This is a genomic window from Nocardioides sp. Z13_37 (genome assembly GCF_058355585.1).
The window spans coordinates 467298-483363 of record NZ_JBZGDV010000001.1 but is presented as its reverse complement, the minus strand read 5'-3'; the positions used below and the strand labels follow the sequence as shown (position 1 = coordinate 483363).

Below are 16066 nucleotides of genomic sequence, written 5' to 3'. Positions count from 1 at the left end.
GACAGGACGCAGGACCCCACGGACCCGGCGAGTGCGACTCGCCTCGAGCGCGTTGATGGCGCTCACCCTCGCGACGACCGCGGCCGCGTGCAGCGGCAGCGACGACGACTCCGACGGCTCGAGCGCCGATGGCGCGACCACGGTCACCGTCGCGACGTTCAACGAGTTCGGCTACGAGGACCTCATCGACGAGTGGAACGCCGACCACGACGACATCAAGATCAAGCAGGTCAAGGTCGGCACCTGGGACGACGCCAAGGCCAACCTCTACACCAAGCTGGCGGCGGGCTCCGGCCTCTCCGACATCGAGGCGATCGAGGGCGACGCGATGCCCGCGATCATGGCCGAGAGCGGCGCCTTCGTCGACCTCACCGACCCCGCGCTCGACGGCCGCTGGCTGGACTGGAAGGCCGAGGCCGGCACCAACGCCGACGGGCAGATGATCGGCTACGGCACCGACGTCGGGCCCGAGGGCATCTGCTACCGCGCCGACCTGTTCAAGAAGGCCGGGCTGCCCACCGACCGCGAGGAGGTGGCGGGCCTGATGGGGACCTGGGACGACTACTTCGCGACCGGCGACAAGTTCGTCAAGGCGATGCCCGGCACCGCCTGGTACGACTCCTCGGGCGGGCTCGCGCAGGCGATGCTCAACCAGATCGAGTACCCCTTCGAGACCGACGAGTCGACCATCGACGTGGACAACCCCGAGCTGAAGGCCGTGTGGACGGCCGTCACCGACAACGTCGATCGCGGGCTCTCCTCGAAGATCCCCCAGTGGAGCGACGACTGGACCGCGCAGTTCCAGGACGACGCGTTCGCCACGATGGCCTGCCCGGGCTGGCTGATGGGCATCATCGAGGGCAACTCCGAGGGCGTCGAGGGCTGGGACATCGCCAACGTGTTCCCCGGCGGCGGCGGCAACTGGGGCGGCTCCTTCCTCACCGTCCCGGCGCAGGGCGACAACATCGAGGAGGCCAAGGAGGTCGCCGCGTGGCTGACCGCCCCCGAGCAGCAGGCCAAGGCGTTCGAGGCCGTGGGTGCGTTCCCCAGCCAGGTCGAGGCGCAGGACTCCCCGGAGGTCACCGAGGCGGTCAACGAGTTCTTCAACGACGCGCCGATCGGCAAGATCACCGCCGAGCGCGCGGCGGCCATCACGGTGCAGCCGTTCAAGGGCCCGAAGTACTCCGACATCCTCTCCGCCTTCCAGGCCGCCATCCTGCGCGTCGACGACGGCTCGCAGGACCCCGACAAGTCGTGGGACCAGTTCCTGAGCGACGTCGAGGCGCTGGGCTGACCCGGCCCCGGGCATCCCACACCCGATCGGCGAGACGTGACCACTCACCTCCCCACCCGGGGTGACGGCACCGAGCAGGTGCCGCCGCCCCGGGCCCGGCCCCCGGCCGGCCGCGACCCCGGCCGGCGCACGCGGCCCTGGAGCCACCGCCTGAGCCGACTCGACGTGGCGCTCTCGCCCTACCTCTACATCGCGCCGTTCTTCATCGTCTTCCTCGTGGTCGGGATGTTCCCCCTGGCCTACACCGCCTGGGTCTCGGTCCACGACTGGAGCCTGCTCGGCGGCCAGGGCGACTTCGTCGGCCTGGGCAACTACCGCGAGGTCCTCGACAACCCCTACTTCACCAAGCAGCTGGTCAACACGATCAGCATCTTCCTCATCTCCTCGGTGCCGCAGATCCTCATCGCGCTCGTGCTGGCCGCGCTGCTCGACAACCAGCTGCGGGCCCGCACCACGTGGCGGATGAGCATCCTGCTGCCGTTCGTCGTCTCGCCCGTGGCGGTCGCGATCATCTTCGGGAGCCTCTACGGCGACCGCTACGGCCTGGTCAACGAGCTCCTGGGCATGGTCGGCATCGACCCGATCGCGTGGCACACCAACCGGGTCGCCAGCCACGTCGCGATCGCCACGATGGTCAACTGGCGCTGGACCGGCTACAACGCGCTGATCTTCCTGGCCGCGATGCAGGCGGTGCCCCGCGACCTCTACGAGTCGGCCGCGATGGACGGCGCCGGTCGGGTGCGCCAGTTCCTGTCCATCACCGTGCCGATGATCCGGCCCACGATGATCTTCGTCATCATCACCTCCACCATCGGTGGCCTCCAGATCTTCGCCGAGCCGCGCCTCTTCGACGACACGCTCGCCCGCAACGGCGGCAGCGACCGCCAGTTCGGCACCATCACGATGCTGATCTACGACTTCGGCTGGCAGCTGCGCGACCTCGGCCGCGCGTCGGCCACGGCCTGGCTGCTGTTCCTGGTGATCTGCGTCTTCGCCATCGGCAACTTCCTGGCCATCCGTCGCTTCGGCACCCGGGCAGGCTCGCGATGAGCCGGCGTCCCGGGTTCCTCGTCTACGGCCTGCTGACCGCGTTCGCCCTCGGCTCGGCCGCCCCGCTCTACTGGTCGTTCCTGCTGGGCTCGCAGACCAAGGAGGTGGCGGCCCAGGGCATCCCGCCGCTGCTGCCGGGCGGCCACTTCATCAGCAACGCCCAGCGCGCGCTCGACTCCATCCCCTTCTGGAAGGCGCTGGCCAACAGCCTGGTGGTCTCGACCGTCACCGCGTGCTCGGTCGTCTTCTTCTGCACCCTGGCCGGCTACGCCTTCGCCAAGCTGCGCTTCCGGGGCAACGGGCCCCTGATGGTCGTGGTCATCGCGACGATGGCCGTGCCGACCCAGCTCGGCGTCGTGCCGCTGTTCATCCTGATGTCCAAGCTGGGCTGGGCGGGCAGCATCTGGTCGGTCGTCATCCCGTGGCTGGTGACCGCCTTCGGCGTGTTCTTCATGCGCCAGTACCTCGTCGACGCGGTGCCCGACGAGCTCATCGAGGCGGCGCGGATGGACGGGTGCTCGCAGATCCGCACCTTCCTGACCGTCGCCGTCCCGGCGGCCCGACCCGCCGCGGCGATCCTGTGGCTGTTCACCTTCATGCAGGTGTGGACCGACTTCTTCTGGCCGCTGATCGCCCTGCCGTCGGACAACCCCACCATCCAGGTGGCGCTCAACCAGTTGCAGAGCGGGTACTTCAAGGACTTCAGCCTGGTCCTCGCCGGGACCACCCTGGCCACCATCCCGCTCCTCGTCCTGTTCGTCGTCGCCGGTCGCCAGCTCGTGACCGGGATCATGCAAGGAGCTGTCAAGGGATGACCATCCACACCCCGCCCGTCGCCGCCGACGTCACCACCGACGTCGCCACCGCGACCGACGCGCCCCGCTTCCCGACCGACTTCGTCTGGGGCATGGCGACCGCGTCCTACCAGATCGAGGGCGCCGTCGCCGAGGACGGCCGCACGCCCTCCATCTGGGACACGTTCTCGCGCATCCCCGGCGCGATCCTCAACGGCGACACCGGCGACGTGGCCTGCGAGCACTACCACCGGATGCCCGACGACGTGGCGCTGCTCGCCGACCTCGGCGCGACGTCGTACCGCTTCTCGGTCGCGTGGCCGCGCGTACGCCCCGACGCGGGACCGGTCAACGCGGCGGGCCTCGCCTTCTACGACCGCCTCGTCGACGAGCTGCTCTCCCACGGCATCGCGCCGTGGCTGACCCTCTACCACTGGGACCTCCCCCAGGTGCTCGAGGACGCGGGCGGCTGGACCAACCGCGACACCGCCCAACGGTTCGTCGACCACGCCCTCGCCGTCCACGACGTCCTCGGCGACCGGGTGCCGACCTGGACCACGCTCAACGAGCCGTGGTGCTCGTCCTTCCTCGGCTACACCGCCGGCCACCACGCCCCCGGACGCCAGGAGGGGGCCGCGGGCCTGGTCGCGGCCCACCACCTGCTCCTCGGGCACGGCCTCGCGACGCAGGAGCTGCGCAGCCGGGGCGTCGACCGGCTGGGGCTCAGCCTCAACTTCACCGTGCCCGACCCGAGCGACCCGAGCGACCCGGTCGACGTCGACGCCGCGCGCCGGATCGACGGCCTGCACAACCGCTTCTTCCTCGACCCGGTCTTCCGCGGCGCCTACCCCGCCGACGTGCTCGACGACACCGCCGCGCTGACGTGGCAGGGCCGGCCGTGGCTGGACGTGGTGCGCGACGGCGACCTCGACGTGATCTCGTCCCCGATCGACGTGCTGGGCGTGAACTACTACCACGGCAACGAGGTCTCCGGTCACCCGCGCACCGACGTCGTCGGCCTCGGCGCCGACCACCCCGACCGCGTCGCGCTGTCGCCGTTCCCCGGCTCCGAGCACGTCACCTTCCCCAGCCGCGGGCTGCCGCTCACTGACATGGGGTGGGAGATCCAGCCCGACGGCCTGCACCGGCTGCTGCGACGCCTGCACGACGACTACCCCCGCCTGCCGATCTACCTCACCGAGACCGGCGCGGCGTTCGCCGACGCACCCGACGAGCAGGGCCGGGTGGACGACCCCGACCGGATCGCGTTCCTCGACTCCTACCTGCGCGCCGTGCACCAGGCCCTCGAGGAGGGCGTCGACGTGCGCGGCTTCTTCCAGTGGTCGTTCTGCGACAACTTCGAGTGGGCCTTCGGCTACGCCAAGCGCTTCGGGCTGGTCCACGTCGACTACGCGACCCAGCGGCGCACGCCGAAGTCGAGCGCGCACTGGTACGGCGAGCTGGCCCGCAGCGGGATCCTTCCCCCACCGGTGGGCGGGGCGCACTAGCGTGGCGCGCGTGTCGTCGTCACGGAGCGCTGCCAGCGCCGGTCAGCCCACCCTGGACGAGGTGGCCCGGGTCGCCGGGGTCTCGCGCGCCACGGCGTCCCGCGCGATCAACGGCGGCCAGCGCGTCAGCGCCCGCGCCCAGTCGGCGGTCGACATGGCGGTGCGCACGCTCGGCTACGTCCCCAACCCGGCGGCGCGCAGCCTGGTCACCCGACGCACCGACTCGATCGCCGTGGTCGTGCCCGAGCCCGACGACCGGGTCTTCTCCGACCCGTTCTTCGCCGGCACCCTGCGCGGGGTGACCCGCGTGCTCGGCGAGCGCGACATCCAGCTCGTGCTCCTGCTCGCCCGGCCCGGCGCCTCGAGCACGCGCACCCTGCGCTACCTCACCAACCGCCACGTCGACGGCGCGCTCGTCGTCTCCCACCACCGCGACGACCGGCTCGCCGAGCACCTCGCCGACATCGGCCTGCCCTGCGTCTTCGGCGGCCGGCCCTGGACCGGCGGCGACCGGGTCGCCTACGTCGACGTCGACAACGTCGCGGGGGAGTGCGAGGCGACCGAGCTGCTCGTGGCCCGCGGCTGCACCCGCATCGGCACCATCGCCGGGCCCTCCGACATGACGGCCGCCGAGGACCGTGTCGTCGGGTGGCGCCAGGCGATGGCAGCGGCCGGGCTGGCCGCCGACGCGATCGAGCACGGCGACTTCACCGAGGCGAGCGGCGAGGCGGCCACCCGCCTGCTCATGCAGCGCCACCCCGACCTCGACGGGCTCGTCGTCGCCTCGGACCTGATGGCCGCAGGCGCGCTGAAGGTGCTCGCCGAGCTCGGCCGCCGGGTGCCCGACGACATCGCCGTCGTCGGCTTCGACGACCTCGGCGTCGCCGAGCGCACCACGCCGGCGCTGACCACCGTGCGGCAGCCGGTCGACGAGATGGCCGAGCGCGCGACCCGCCTGCTGCTCGAGTGCGTCGACGACCCCGCCTCCGGCCGCCCGATGCGCCTGATCATCCCCCCGACCCTGGTCCGCCGCGCCAGCGCCTGAGCCGCGCGGCGTCGCGGCCCTCGCGGTCAGGCCAACGAGGCCAGCAGCTGGTCGACCCGGCGGCGGATCTCGTCGCGGATCGGCCGTACGGCCTCGATCCCCTGCCCCGCGGGGTCGTCGAGGCGCCAGTCCTCGTAGCGAGTGCCGGGGAAGAACGGACAGGCGTCGCCGCACCCCATCGTGACGACGACGTCGGAGGCGCGCACGTCGGCCTCGTCGAGGACCCGCGGCTGGTGGCGCGCGATGTCGATGCCGACCTCGGCCATCGCCGCCACGGCCACCGGGTTGATCGACGACGCCGGCGCCGACCCGGCCGAGAGCACCTCGACCCGGTCGCCGGCGAGGTGACGCAGCCAGCCGGCGGCCATCTGCGAGCGGCCGGCGTTGTGCACGCAGACGAACAGCACGGTGGGGGTGGTCATCGTCGGCTCCTCGGCACGGTCGGGTCGGGTGCCGGGTCGCGCGCCGGGTCGGGTGCCCAGTCGGCGAAGCGGCCACGCAGGGCCAGGCTGACGTGGACGAGGCCGACGAGCACGGGCACCTCGATGAGCGGGCCCACGACACCGGCCAGCGCCTGCCCGGACGTGACGCCGAACGTCGCCACGGCGACCGCGATGGCCAGCTCGAAGTTGTTGCCGGCCGCGGTGAACGCCAGCGTCGTGGTGCGCTCGTACGACATCGCGAGCACGCGGCCGAGCAGGAAGCCGCCGCCCCACATCAGGGCGAAGTAGGCGAGGAGCGGCAGCGCGATGCGCGCCACGTCGAGGGGCCGGCTGGTGACCTGCTCACCTTGGAGGGCGAAGAGGAGGACGATCGTGAAGAGCAGGCCGACCAGCGCCCAGGGCCCGACCCGGGGGAGGAACGCCGACTCGTACCACTCCCGGCCGCGGAGGCGCTCGCCGTAGGTGCGCGAGAGCCAGCCGAGCAGCAGCGGCACGCCGAGGAAGACCAGCACCGACTTCGCGACCTGCCACGTGGACACGTCGAGGGCGGCCCCCTCCAGGCCCAGCCAGGCGGGCAGCGCCTCGAGGTAGAACCAGCCGAGGCCGGCGAAGGCGACCACCTGGAAGACCGAGTTGAGGGCCACCAGCACCGCGGCGGCCTCGCGGTCGCCGCACGCGAGGTCGTTCCAGATGACGACCATCGCGATGCAGCGGGCCAGGCCGACGATGATCAGACCGGTGCGGTAGTCCGGCAGGTCGGGCAGCAGCAGCCACGCCAGCGCGAACATCAGCGCCGGCCCGAGCACCCAGTTGAGGACGAGGGAGGCGACGAGCAGGCGCCGGTCGGAGGTGACCGTGTCGAGACGGTCGTAGCGCACCTTGGCCAGGACGGGATACATCATCACCAGCAGGCCGATCGCGATCGGCAGCGAGATCCCGTCGACCTCGACGGCCGACAGCGCGTCGTCCAGGCCGGGCACCGAGCGGCCGAGGAGGAGCCCGGCGGCCATGGCGAGGCCGATCCACAGCGGGAGGAAGCGGTCGAGGGTCGAGAGCCCGCCGCCCGCGCGGTCGGGGGTGCTCACGCGCCCCCGCCGATGAGGGCCGCGAGGTCGGCGAGCACCTCGCGACGCACGGCGTAGTAGACCCACACGCCGCGCTTGCTGCGGTCGAGCAGGCCGGCGTCGTGCAGCACCTTGAGGTGGTGGCTGATGGTCGGCTGGGAGAGGTCGAAGGCGTCGTTGAGGTCGCACACGCAGGCCTCGCCGCCCTCGCTCGCGGCGACGATCGAGACCAGGCGCAGGCGCACCGGGTCGGCGAGCGCCTTGAGCAGCGGCGCCACCCCCTCGGCGCGGTGGGCCGACAGCGGCTCGCGCACCAGTGGCGAGCAGCAGGCGACGGTCTCGACGGGGCTCAGGGTCAGCTCGGACTTCGACACGAGTCAACATTGACAGATGTCGATGTCTAGGGCAATCTCGACCCATCGACATCCATCAATATCTCAAGGAGCACCCCATGTCCCGCCTGCAGCTCGCGCTCAACGTCGACGACCTCGAGGCGTCGATCGCCTTCTACTCCACGCTCTTCGGCACCGAGCCGCACAAGGTGCGCCCGGGCTACGCCAACTTCGCGGTCGCCCATCCGCCGCTCAAGCTCGTCCTGGTGGAGAACGCCGGGCAGGGCGGGAGCATCAACCACCTCGGCGTCGAGGTCGAGGACGTCGACGCCGTGGACTCCGAGCTGACCCGCCTCGCGGCGGCCGGCTTCGCGACGACCGAGGAGCGCGACACCACGTGCTGCTACGCCAAGCAGGACAAGTTCTGGGTGCAGAACACGCCCGACGGGGAGCGCTGGGAGGTCTACACGATCACCGACGACGCCCCGGTTCCCACTGCCGAGGGGCGAGTCGAGGAGCGGACCGAGGATCGGGCCGAGGATCGGGCCGAGGATCGGGCCGAGGAAGCCGCCGCCGGGGGCGCCGTCTGCTGCGCCTGACGCGTCCCGCGACAGCCGGCCGGGAGGCATGAGGCGAGCGTCACCGCGCGGGAAATTCACACGAACACCATCCGCACCGGTAGCGTGGGTCTCTCAGACGCCCGGCCGGTCTTGCCCCGGGCGCAGGTCCTTGCGGACCTTTCCTCACTTCTGAGGCACGTACGCCGCGTACGTCCGTTCCACGCACATCGCGGCTCACGGTGGCGAGACGCCAACCGAAAGCAGTCACATGAACTTCGCCGACCTCGGCGTTCCGTCCTCGCTCGCGCAGATCCTCGAGCAGCAGGGCATCACCACTCCCACCCCGATCCAGGCCGCGACGCTGCCTGACAGCCTCGCCGGTCGCGACGTCCTCGGCCGCGGCCGCACCGGCTCCGGCAAGACGTACGCGTTCCTGCTCCCGCTCGTGGCCCGCCTCGACGCGTCGAAGATGCCGGCCATGCCGCGCAAGCCGCGCGCGCTGATCCTGGCGCCGACGCGCGAGCTCGTCGGCCAGATCCACGCCGCCCTCGTCCCGCTCGCCAAGGCCGCCGGCCTGTCGACCGTCGTGGTCTACGGCGGCGTCGGCCAGAACCCCCAGGTCACCGCGCTGAAGAAGGGCGTCGACGTCGTCATCGCCTGCCCCGGGCGCCTCGAGGACCTGATGGGCCAGGGCTACGCCGACCTCTCCGCCGTCGAGATGACGATCCTCGACGAGGCCGACCACATGGCCGACCTCGGCTTCCTGCCGGGCGTGCGCCGCATCATGGACAAGACCCCGCAGTCGGGTCAGCGCCTGCTCTTCTCGGCCACGCTCGACAAGGCGATCGACGTGCTGGTCAAGCGCTTCCTGACCAACCCGGTCACCCACGAGGCCGACTCGGCGCAGTCGCCGGTCTCCACGATGCACCACCACGTGCTGCACCTCTCGCGCGAGCAGCGGGTGCCGGTGCTGGTCGACCTCACCTCGGCCCCGGGCCGCACGGTGGTCTTCACCCGCACCAAGTACGGCGCCAAGGCGCTGGCCCGCCAGCTCAACAAGTCGGGCGTGCCCAGCGTCGAGCTGCACGGCAACCTGTCGCAGAACGCCCGCACCCGCAACATGGAGGCCTTCCACGCCGGCCACGCCACCACGCTGGTCGCGACCGACATCGCCGCGCGCGGCATCCACGTCGACGACGTCGCCCTCGTGGTCCACGCCGACCCGCCGGTCGAGCACAAGGCCTACCTCCACCGCTCGGGCCGTACGGCGCGCGCGGGCAACGAGGGCACCGTCATCACCCTGATGACCGACGAGCAGGTGCGCGACGTGCGCGACCTGACCCGTCTGGCCGGCATCAAGCCGACCACCACCAAGGTCAACGGCCCCAGCCACCCGGTGCTGGTCCAGCTCGCCCCCGGTGAGCGGACCCTCGTCCCCGGCGGCCTCGTGGTCGAGACCCCGACCGGTGCCGGCGCCCAGGGCGCCCGCGCCGGTGGCGGTGGCGGTGGCCGCAACCGCTCGCGTGGTCGCGGCAAGAGCAGCGGCCAGGGCGGTCAGTCCCGCGGCCAGGGTGGCCAGCGCGGCACCAGCTCGTCGGCCGCGTCCGGCGGACAGTCGGCCAAGAGCGGCCAGCCCTCCGGCGGCCAGCGCCGGCGCCGCAGCGGCGGCTCGGGCGGCGGCGCCTCGGCCGGCACCTCGCAGGGCGGTCGCGCCCACAGCGCGTCGTCGTTCAGCCGCGGTCGCTGACCTGGCGCTCGGCCCGCCGACGGTTCATCAAGGTATGTCGCTGGACCCGCACTTCCCTCGATCAATTCACCGTGGGAAGTGCGGGTCCGTCTGCATACCTTGATGAACCAACGCCGTTCTGGGGCCTGAGTCCCTGAGGGACTCACGGGCCAGTGTGCTGTCCGGAATGCCCGGCCCACCCCGATGGTTCACTCTTCAACCAACCAAGGAGGGCGTCCCCATGGCCGACTTCGACTTCTCCGTGCTCGGCACGCGTGAGCACCCCACCCTGGGGCTCGACACGTTCGGCGACGCCCCGCTCGAGGGCGCGCCGGGCAACCACCCGGAGACGCTGCGCCAGGTCGTCGCCGAGGCGGTGCTCGCCGACCGGGTGGGTGTCGACTACATCGGCCTCGGCGAGCACCACCGCCCCGACTTCGCGATCTCCGCGCCGGACGTCGTGCTCGCCGCGATCGCCGGGCAGACCGAGCGGATCCGGCTGGGCACCGGCGTGACGGTGCTGTCCTCCGACGACCCGATCCGCGTCTACCAGCGCTTCGCCACCCTGGACGCCGTGTCCGGCGGGCGCGCGGAGGTGCAGCTCGGGCGTGGCTCGTTCGTCGAGTCCTTCGGGCTCTTCGGTCTCGACCTGTCCGACTACGACCGGCTCTTCGCCGAGAAGCTCGACCTCTTCGCGACGCTGCAGGAGGAGGGCCCGGTGACCTGGGAGGGCACCGTCCGGCCACCGCTCTCCGCCCAGCGGGTCTACCCGACGACCGCGGCCGGCCGCGTGCCCGCGTGGATCGGCGTCGGCGGCACCCCGCAGTCGGTGGTGCGTGCCGCGCAGTACGGCATGCCGCTGATGCTGGCGGTGATCGGCGGCTCGCCCGCGTCGTTCGTCCAGCTCGCCGAGCTCTACCGCGAGGCACTCGGCCGCCTGGACCTGCCCGAGCTGCCGATCGGCATGCACTCCCCGGGCCACGTCGCCGCCACCGACGACGAGGCGCGCGAGCAGCTCTACCCCCACCAGGCCGAGCTCTACACCCGGCTGGGCCGCGAGCGCGGCTGGCCGCCCTACTCGCGCATCCAGTTCGAGCAGGCCGCCGCCCCGCATGGCGCGCTGTTCGTCGGATCGCCCGAGACGGTCGCGCAGAAGATCGCCTGGGCGGCGCGGACGCTGGGGCTCTCCCGCTTCCAGCTGAAGTACTCCGTGGGCGGGCTCGCGCACGAGCACCGCATGGAGTCGGTGCGCCTCTACGGCGAGGAGGTCGTGCCGCGCGTGCGCGAGCTCCTCGCGTCGTCGTAGCCCGCGAGCACCCAGCCGTGCTGCTGGCAGCCCCTCCTAGGCTGGCCGACATGCGCTCCTGGATCCAGCGGTCGCTGTGGGACGTCGTCCCGCGCGACCAACGCGACACCGCCGCCGCATTCCGTCGGCGGCGGGTCGTCGCGGCGATCGTCGTGCTCGTCGGGGCGGTCGTCCTGGGCTGGTCGTTGCGCCTCGAGCCGGGCAGCAGCACCTTCTACGTCGCCGCGGTGGTGCTGGCCGGGGTCTGGGCGGCCGGCGCCTTCCTGTCCGGCCGGCTCCACCTCGGCCGGATCGCTGGCGATGGCGAGGTGTTCATCCGGCCGATCCTGGCGCCGATCATGCTGGGGCTGCTGCTGGTCGGGATCTTCGTCCTCGGCGCGCTGGTGGTGCGCGAGATCGAGCCGCTGGCGACGTACGTCAGCTCGGTCCTGGAGTACGCCGACCAGGGCTCGCTGACGCTGCTGGCCGCCATCACGTTCGTCAACGGCATCGCCGAGGAGCTGTTCTTCCGGGGCGCGATGTACGCCGCGATCCCGAAGTACCCCGTCGTCTGGACCACACTCGCCTACGTCGTGGCCACGCTGGCCACCGGCAACGTGATGCTGGCCTTCGCCGCCATCCTGCTCGGCGCGGTCTGCGGTCTGGAGCGGCGTGCCAGCGGCGGCGTGCTGGCGCCGATCCTGACCCACATCACGTGGTCGCTGTCGATGCTGTTCCTGCTACCGCTGCTCTTCTGAGGCCGCCCGCTCGGCCAGCGCGCGGCGCACCGACTCCCGGTAGGACAGCGGCTCCCCGGGCACGACGTCGCGGATCGAGGTGTCGCGCACGACCACCTCGGTCGCCATCGAGTCGATGAGGTTGCGCCCGGTCGTGGCGTCCACGTCGGTGACCAGTGCCAGCCAGTACGACGAGAGCCGCGGCGTCAGCACGGGGACCACCACGATCGGGACCCGGCGCCCGCTGATCAGCTCGGCGGCCACCTTCATCATGTCGAGGTAGGTCAGCTGCTCGGTGCCGCCGATCTCGAAGACCCGGCCGAGAGCGTCGGGGTGGTCGACGACCCCGGCGAGGTAGCGCACGACGTCGTCGATGGCGATCGGCTGGGTGCGCGTCGCGACCCACCTGGGCACCACCATGGCGGGCAGGTTCTTGACGAGCTGGCGGGTCATCTCCCACGAGATGCCGCCGTGGCCCACCACGATCGCGGCGCGCAGCACGGTTACCGGCACGCCGTCGCGACCCAGCAGCTCCTCGACCTCGCGGCGCGAGCGCAGGTGGGCGGACAGCTCGTCGCTGTCGTCCCCGAGGCCGCCCATGTAGACGATCTGACGCACCCCGGCCGCCGCCGCGGCGGCGCTGAAGCTGCGTGCCGCGTCGGCGTCCTTGCGCTCGAAGTCGGGGGCGTCGAGGGAGTGGACGAGGTAGATCGCGACGTCCGCGCCGCGCAGCGCCTCGTCGAGCGACGCGCGGTCGCCCACGTCGGCGCCGACGGGCTCGCCCGGGCCGTCGTACGACTCCGGGCGCCGGGTCATCGCCCGCACGTCGTGGCCTGCGTCGATCAGGGCCGGGAGCAGGCGGCGGCCGATGAAGCCGGTGGCGCCGGTGACGAGGACGGTGACCATGCCGCCATGCTGTCAGGCGCGTCCAGACCCGCCGGTCGGCCGAGCCGGGGCGCGGGCGGCGCGGCGGGCGTCGAGCCGCGCCATCGCCGGGGTCGAGGTGACGCCGTGCAGCAGCACCGACGCGATCACCGTGAAGGCGACCGTCGACCACAGCCACGCCTCACCGGGCACGTGCTCGTGGCTGACGGCGTAGCCGAGGTAGAACAGCGACCCCACACCCCGGACGCCGAAGAAGGACACGGCCGCCATCTCCCCGCGGTCGAGTCCACCGGCGAGGTGCTCGCGGCGCGGCAGCACGCCCACCGCGATCCAACCGGCGAGGGGGCGTACGACGAGGACGAGCCCCAGGCCGACCGCCACGCCGCGCCAGTCGAGGTGCTCGAGGAGCCCGCGGGTCATCGCCATGCCCAGCACCAGCAGCACGAGCAGGGTCATCAGCCGCTCCAGCCGCTCCACGACCCCGTGCATCGCGCGCTGGTAGGAGTGGCCGCGGTGGGTGGCGCGCAGGCTCATCGCGCACACGAACACGCCGAGGAAGCCGTAGCCCCCGACCAGCTCGGTCGCGCCGTACGCCGCCAGCAGCGCGGCGAGCGCCAGCATCGGCTCGCCGTGGTCGGCCAGCCGGAGCGTGTCGCTGCGCGAGCGGAAGGCCTGCCGGCCGAGCAGCCAGCCGATGGCCACGCCGACCATCATCCCGAGCGCGATCTTGCCCAGGACGTACCAGCCGATCCAGGCGCCCGCGTCGGCCAGGCCGAACCCTCCGGCCAGCAGGAGGAGGGACAGGTGCACGAACGGGAAGGCGAGGCCGTCGTTGAGTCCGGCCTCGGCCGTCAGCGCGAAGCGGATGTCGTCGTCCTCGTCGTCGCGTCGCCCCGGCCCGGGACCCTCGCCGTCGTCGACGTCCTCGGTCAGCGGCTCGCCGACCTGCACGTCGGAGGCGAGCACCGGGTCGGTGGGCGCGAGGGCGGCGCCGAGGAGCAGGGCCACGGCCGGCACCAGCCCGGCGACCCACCAGCCGATCAGCGCGACGCCGAGGATCGTCAGCGGCATGGCGACCAGCAGCAGCCGCCACACCGGGGACCACGAGTGCCACGAGCGCCACGAGCGGAGGTCGAAGCGACGGTCGATCGCCAGGCCGACGCCCATCAGCGAGACCAGCACGGTGAACTCGGTGACGTGGGTGATCAGGGCGTGGTGGTCCTGCGGGTCGAGGCTCACCGAGTCGTCGATGGGCAGCAGGCCGATGGCCATGCCGAGGGCGACGAGCACCATCGGCGGCGACACCGGGATCCGGTGCACCAGCTGGGGCAGGACGATCGCCAGGAGCAGGGACAGGCCGAGCAGGAGGTAGACCGCCCCGCCCGTCATCGGGGGCGCTTGCCGTCGTACGCCGCCTGGCTCTCGTCGATCGCCTGCTCGTAGGCCGTCACCAGTCCCGCGATGGTGAGCGGCTTGAGCCGGTGGATGAACTCGCGCAGCTGCTCGGCGGTGTAGCCGGCCTCGCGGAACTGCGGCCAGACCATGGTGCGCACGATCTCCGAGAGCTCCTCGGCGACCTGGCGGCCGTGCTCGGCGTAGACCTCGGCGACCGCCGCGGCGGCCTCGGGGGAGATGCCCATCCCCGACAGCCCCCCGGGAACGTCGACGTCGCGGTCGCCGGTGACCGGCGCCAGGAGCGAGAGGTGGCGCGCGATGTCGGAGGGCGTGGCGGTGGCCGGGATCCGCTCGACGTAGCGCTCGATCGCCGACAGCGTGAAGCCGTGGCCCTGCAGCTCGCGCACGAGCTCGAGCCGGGCGAGGTGGTCGGGGCCGTAGTAGCCCGAGCGACCGCGGCGGATGGGCGGCGGCACGAGGCCGCGGGAGGCGTAGAAGCGCACGTTGCGCGCGCTGACTCCGGTGCGCTCGGTGAGCTGGTCGAGGGTGAGCAGCTCGTCGTCGCGCCGCGTCGGCTGGTCGGCGTGCAGCTCGGTCTCCACCGGACCATCCTCTCGTCTGCAGCCCTCCGTGACGGAGACCCCGGGGGGTGGGTGACGCGCGCCACACCTGTTGGACTGTGACAGTAATGGTGTCACAATCAGCCGCATGGCAGAAGCATTCGTCTACGACCACATCCGCACACCTCGCGGCCGCGGCAAGGCCGTCGGCACGCTCCACGAGGTGAAGCCGGTGGACCTGGTCGTCGGACTCCTCGACGAGCTCAAGACCCGCAACCCCACGCTCGACCCGAGCCGCGTCGACGACGTCGTGCTCGGTGTCGTGACCCCCATCGGTGACCAGGGTGGCGACATCGCCAAGACCGCCGCGCTCAAGGCCGGCTACCCCGAGACCGTCGCCGGCGTCCAGCTCAACCGCTTCTGCGCCTCCGGGCTCGAGGCCGTCAACCAGGCCGCGCAGCGGGTGCGCTCCGGCTTCGAGGACCTCGTCCTCGCCGGCGGCGTCGAGTCGATGAGCCGCGTGCCCATGGGCAGCGACGGCGGCGCCTGGGCGATGGACCCGGCGACCGCGCTGCAGACCGGTTTCGTGCCGCAGGGCATCGGCGCCGACCTGATCGCGACCATCGAGGGCTGGGGCCGCGAGGACGTCGACGCGTACGCCGCCGAGTCGCACCACCGGGCCGCGAAGGCCTGGGCCAACGGCTACTTCGACCGCTCCGTCGTCCCGGTCAGGGATCTCGCCGGCGTGATCGTGCTGGACCGTGACGAGACCGTGCGTCCCGACACGTCGGTCGAGGGGCTCGCCGGCCTCCGACCGTCGTTCGCGCAGATCGGCCGCGACGCCGGCTTCGACGACGTCGCGCTCGAGAAGTACCACTGGGTCCCCGCGATCGACCACGTCCACCACGCCGGCAACTCCTCCGGCATCGTCGACGGCGCCGCCATCGTCGCGATCGGCACCGAGGAGGTCGGCACGTCGCTCGGCCTGACCCCGCGGGCGCGGATCATCTCGACCGCCGTGTCGGGCGCCGACCCCACGATCATGCTCACCGGCCCCGCGCCCGCCGCCCGCAAGGCGCTGGCCCGGGCCGGCCTCGAGGTCGACGACATCGACCTGTGGGAGATCAACGAGGCGTTCGCCGCCGTCGCGATGCGCTTCATGCGCGACATGGGCATCAGCCACGACGTCACCAATGTCAACGGCGGGGCGATCGCGATGGGCCACCCGCTGGGCGCCACCGGCGCGATGATCCTCGGCACGCTCGTCGACGAGCTCGCCCGCCGCGACCAGAAGCGGGGCCTCGCCACGTTGTGCGTCGGTGGCGGGATGGGCATCGCCACCATCGTCGAGCTCGTCTGAGCCGAGCTCCACCCGCTCCGTCCCCGTG

The 16066-nt window shown here is 72.2% G+C and carries 16 protein-coding genes; 10 read left to right on the top strand and 6 right to left on the bottom strand.

Annotated elements, in window-relative coordinates:
• Nucleotides 1-55: 55 nt before the first annotated feature.
• From AC4H2S_RS02290 to AC4H2S_RS02270, 5 genes are read left to right on the top strand one after another with little or no spacing between them, the layout of a single operon-like run.
• The gene (locus AC4H2S_RS02290; protein WP_491495339.1) at nucleotides 56-1294 is read left to right on the top strand and encodes an ABC transporter substrate-binding protein; all 1239 of its coding nucleotides are present in this window, start codon (nucleotides 56-58) and stop codon (nucleotides 1292-1294) included.
• Between the two features lie 36 nt (nucleotides 1295-1330).
• The gene (locus tag AC4H2S_RS02285) at nucleotides 1331-2344 is read left to right on the top strand and encodes a carbohydrate ABC transporter permease (RefSeq protein WP_491495338.1); all 1014 of its coding nucleotides are present in this window, start codon (nucleotides 1331-1333) and stop codon (nucleotides 2342-2344) included.
• Nucleotides 2341-3159: a carbohydrate ABC transporter permease gene (locus tag AC4H2S_RS02280; RefSeq protein WP_491495337.1), complete on the top strand. Its 819-nt coding sequence runs from the start codon at nucleotides 2341-2343 to the stop codon at nucleotides 3157-3159. The genes AC4H2S_RS02285 and AC4H2S_RS02280 overlap by 4 nt, the downstream gene beginning before the upstream one ends.
• Nucleotides 3156-4646: a GH1 family beta-glucosidase gene (locus AC4H2S_RS02275; RefSeq protein ID WP_491495336.1), complete on the top strand. Its 1491-nt coding sequence runs from the start codon at nucleotides 3156-3158 to the stop codon at nucleotides 4644-4646. Before AC4H2S_RS02280 ends, AC4H2S_RS02275 begins: the two co-directional genes overlap by 4 nt.
• A 10-nt stretch (nucleotides 4647-4656) precedes the next feature.
• Entirely contained in the window at nucleotides 4657-5691 is a 1035-nt protein-coding gene (locus tag AC4H2S_RS02270; protein ID WP_491495335.1) for a LacI family DNA-binding transcriptional regulator, read from the top strand.
• A 26-nt stretch (nucleotides 5692-5717) separates the two neighbouring features.
• Here AC4H2S_RS02270 and AC4H2S_RS02265 read toward each other — a convergent pair whose 3' ends face one another.
• The 3 genes from AC4H2S_RS02265 to AC4H2S_RS02255 are packed head-to-tail and all read right to left on the bottom strand — an operon-like array spanning nucleotide 5718 to nucleotide 7572.
• Nucleotides 5718-6113, bottom strand: coding sequence for an arsenate reductase ArsC (locus tag AC4H2S_RS02265; RefSeq protein WP_489976300.1), 396 nt, complete (start codon nucleotides 6111-6113; stop codon nucleotides 5718-5720).
• Nucleotides 6110-7219, bottom strand: coding sequence for an ACR3 family arsenite efflux transporter (arsB, locus tag AC4H2S_RS02260; protein WP_491495334.1), 1110 nt, complete (start codon nucleotides 7217-7219; stop codon nucleotides 6110-6112). Before arsB ends, AC4H2S_RS02265 begins: the two co-directional genes overlap by 4 nt.
• Entirely contained in the window at nucleotides 7216-7572 is a 357-nt protein-coding gene (locus tag AC4H2S_RS02255) for an ArsR/SmtB family transcription factor (protein WP_491495333.1), read from the bottom strand. Before AC4H2S_RS02255 ends, arsB begins: the two co-directional genes overlap by 4 nt.
• A 77-nt stretch (nucleotides 7573-7649) precedes the next feature.
• On the opposite strand from AC4H2S_RS02255, the gene AC4H2S_RS02250 reads away from it, so the two are divergent.
• From AC4H2S_RS02250 to AC4H2S_RS02235, 4 genes are all read left to right on the top strand, one after another.
• Nucleotides 7650-8129 (top strand): ArsI/CadI family heavy metal resistance metalloenzyme, encoded by a 480-nt coding sequence (locus tag AC4H2S_RS02250; RefSeq protein WP_491495332.1) that lies wholly within the window; start codon nucleotides 7650-7652, stop codon nucleotides 8127-8129.
• A 229-nt stretch (nucleotides 8130-8358) separates the two neighbouring features.
• The gene (locus AC4H2S_RS02245) at nucleotides 8359-9837 is read left to right on the top strand and encodes a DEAD/DEAH box helicase (RefSeq protein WP_491495331.1); all 1479 of its coding nucleotides are present in this window, start codon (nucleotides 8359-8361) and stop codon (nucleotides 9835-9837) included.
• Between the two features lie 220 nt (nucleotides 9838-10057).
• On the top strand, nucleotides 10058-11122 hold the full coding sequence (locus AC4H2S_RS02240) for an LLM class flavin-dependent oxidoreductase (RefSeq protein WP_491495330.1): 1065 nt from the start codon (nucleotides 10058-10060) through the stop codon (nucleotides 11120-11122).
• Nucleotides 11123-11172: 50 nt separating this feature from the next.
• The gene (locus AC4H2S_RS02235; protein WP_491495329.1) at nucleotides 11173-11859 is read left to right on the top strand and encodes a CPBP family intramembrane glutamic endopeptidase; all 687 of its coding nucleotides are present in this window, start codon (nucleotides 11173-11175) and stop codon (nucleotides 11857-11859) included.
• Here the strand turns inward: AC4H2S_RS02235 and AC4H2S_RS02230 are convergent.
• From AC4H2S_RS02230 to AC4H2S_RS02220, 3 genes are read right to left on the bottom strand one after another with little or no spacing between them, the layout of a single operon-like run.
• Entirely contained in the window at nucleotides 11842-12744 is a 903-nt protein-coding gene (locus tag AC4H2S_RS02230; RefSeq protein WP_491495328.1) for an NAD(P)H-binding protein, read from the bottom strand. The genes AC4H2S_RS02235 and AC4H2S_RS02230 overlap by 18 nt on opposite strands.
• A gap of 12 nt (nucleotides 12745-12756) precedes the next feature.
• Nucleotides 12757-14112, bottom strand: coding sequence for a cation:proton antiporter (locus tag AC4H2S_RS02225; protein WP_491495327.1), 1356 nt, complete (start codon nucleotides 14110-14112; stop codon nucleotides 12757-12759).
• A complete protein-coding gene (locus AC4H2S_RS02220; RefSeq protein WP_491495326.1) occupies nucleotides 14109-14720 on the bottom strand; it encodes a helix-turn-helix domain-containing protein in 612 nt (203 codons plus the stop codon). The genes AC4H2S_RS02225 and AC4H2S_RS02220 overlap by 4 nt, the downstream gene beginning before the upstream one ends.
• A gap of 106 nt (nucleotides 14721-14826) precedes the next feature.
• Here AC4H2S_RS02220 and AC4H2S_RS02215 point away from each other — a divergent pair, with 106 nt between their 5' ends.
• Nucleotides 14827-16038, top strand: coding sequence for an acetyl-CoA C-acetyltransferase (locus tag AC4H2S_RS02215; protein ID WP_491495325.1), 1212 nt, complete (start codon nucleotides 14827-14829; stop codon nucleotides 16036-16038).
• Nucleotides 16039-16066 lie beyond the last annotated feature (28 nt).